This window comes from Oligoflexus sp., assembly GCF_035638955.1.
GTDB lineage: Bacteria > Bdellovibrionota_B > Oligoflexia > Oligoflexales > Oligoflexaceae > Oligoflexus.
This window is the reverse complement of record NZ_DASQYZ010000197.1, coordinates 1-2,414: the sequence shown is the minus strand read 5'-3', so window position 1 is coordinate 2,414 and position 2,414 is coordinate 1. Positions and strand designations below refer to the sequence as shown.

The 2,414-nt window shown below is 48.8% G+C and carries 1 protein-coding gene; it reads right to left on the bottom strand.

Features of this window, described 5'->3' with window-relative positions:
• Nucleotides 1-1,566, bottom strand: a 1,566-nt coding sequence (locus VE954_RS18320; protein ID WP_324955377.1) for a protein kinase domain-containing protein, incomplete at its 3' end; no start/stop codon positions are given.
• Nucleotides 1,567-2,414: the final 848 nt, after the last annotated feature.

The following is a 2,414-nucleotide window of genomic DNA, read 5'->3' as shown; positions in this document are numbered from 1 at the left end:
CAGGCCCACACGGGCAATATCGAGCCCCATATCCGTCAGGCTCTGAATACAACGGGTCAAAGGATGCAGTTGATCAACTTCATTGTCCCGATAGGCTCCGATGAGAAAAAGCTGAGCACCCTCACGGCGCTCAAATATATTTTGAATGAGGCCGAGAGAGCCGCCATCTGCCCACTGAAGATCATCAATGAATATCACCAGCGGGTATTCATACTGGACTATGGCACTGACAATGGCGTCCAGGGCGAGACGGAAACGGTTGGCATTGCCAACACTGCCGAGATCGTCCAGTTCAGGCAGCTCGCCCAAAACCGCTCCGAATCTCGGGATCAGGTCGACCGCAACCCTGGCATTATGCCCGAGAGTTCTGAGCAATCCTTCGCGAATCCTTGTCAGTTGAGCTTCGGGGAGGGCCAGGAAATGATCGGCCAGGGAAGAAAACGCACTGATAAAAGCTTCATAGGGTGTATCACGGTTGTATTGATTGAACTTGCCTTTAATGAACAGGCCCCGACGCCTGAGAAGTGGCTTTTGAACTTCATTGATCAGGGTGGTTTTGCCAATGCCCGAAGTCCCTGCGACAAGGATCATCTGCGCCTCCTTGCTGCTGAAGACCTTTTCAAATGCCTCTTCAAGAAGCCCGATTTCCTTCTCCCGGCCATAACACTTTTGACTCACGGAAAAATAGCGAGGGACATCCTTTGTGGCGAGTTGAAAATGGCTCTGCCTATCCCCCTCAGCCCAGCGCCGTTGGGCCTCTTTAAGATCAGCAATAAGTCCAAAACCGCTTTGGTAACGGTCTTCGGCCCCTTTGCTCAGAAGCTTGAGGATGATGTCGCTGAGAGAGGGGGGTACTTCCCGCCCAGGAGCCTGAGGCGGACGTGGCGTTTCAGATATGTGGGCCGACACACAGGCCAGAGGATCATCGGTCGGAAAGGGTGGCTCTCCCGCGACCAGCTCATAGAGCAAAGCCCCAAGCGAATAATAGTCGCAGCGGTAATCGAGGCTCCGGTTCATGCGTCCTGTTTGTTCCGGGGCAATATACTGAAGGTGCCCTTCAAGCTGACTGAGGTGCTCGACCTTTGGGTGCTCCCGGGAAAGCAAGGTCGATATCCCGAAATCGATAAGGCGGATTTCCTTAAGGTCGTCGGAGACGAGAATGTTATCAGGGCTGATATCCTTATGGATGATCAGCTTGTCATGAACAATGTCGATGGCTTCAACCATGGATATGGCAAGGTTGAAAATCTGTTCGATTTCAAGTGGCGATTTTCTTTCCGGCAAGTGCCTGCGAAGTGAAAGCCCTCTGAACCTTTCCATGACGATATGAATTCGGTCGGCTTCCTTGATCAAGTCAAAGGCCCTAAGGAAAAAAGCGCCTTTCAGGGTATGAATAAAACTGAACTCCTGCTCCAGGCGAAGTGCTGCCAGACTGTTATTGTGCCTGTCGGGAACAACCTTAAGAACGACCTCTACCTGCGCATCCGGATCCATGCAAACGTAGACCATATTAGGGGAAGAGGAATGGAGAGTTTCAATAATTTGGTATTTACCTAATTTTTCCATATTTCCCACACGCTATAAAATGGATTGCAGGCAGTAAGATCTTTATGATTATGCAATATTGTAGCCTGTTTCCGAAATCACCACCAAATGAACATTGGGATTTGTCCATATATGACCGATTGATTCCGGATTTCGATTACCGAAAAGAGGCTTGGAAATGGTGGGAGCGTAAATAGGTTGACTCCTGCAGAGTCTTGCTTTCAGGCTATGGGTTCAATACAAACGATTCTTCGATCGAATCCTTGGGCATTAAAGTGCTGCTGAAACCTGTTAATTTTAATAATTTGGTTGAGATTTGCGCTACATCCCTCGAGATTTCTCCAACTTTGGACCTCCGTTGCTTTTAATTATTTGTACTGAAATCGTCATAAAATCTCTGAAAATATCGATCATCCGTTGAGGCACAAATCCCCAACGGGCTTTGGTGGTTCATAACACCGGATGCCGTCTTTCCGCTTCACAGCCCTGAATCTGATAACAAATGCAAAGGCTGCAGTGTTACAATAATCGAATTCAAAACTGCAGGAGTCGAGTTCAAATGCGCCGACAAGGCCTTTCGCTTCTTTATATATGCATGGTCGTTTCAATATTCCTGCTCCAATGTAAAGCCATGGCCCAAGAGGCTCCTCTTCCGACACGAGAACAATTCAGGTGGCAAGTGCTGGATGATCCATGGGCCGCTTATGATTGGGCAGCAAATCAGTTCCAATCGATGACGGCAGAGACTCCAGTGGAAAAGAGGATTCAGATAGCCGGTTATTTCATCGCTGCAGTCGCCCAGACAGAAAAAATGGATATCGTGCATAAGCACATTGAGACCATCGAGGAGCTCTGGAATAAATCCGGTG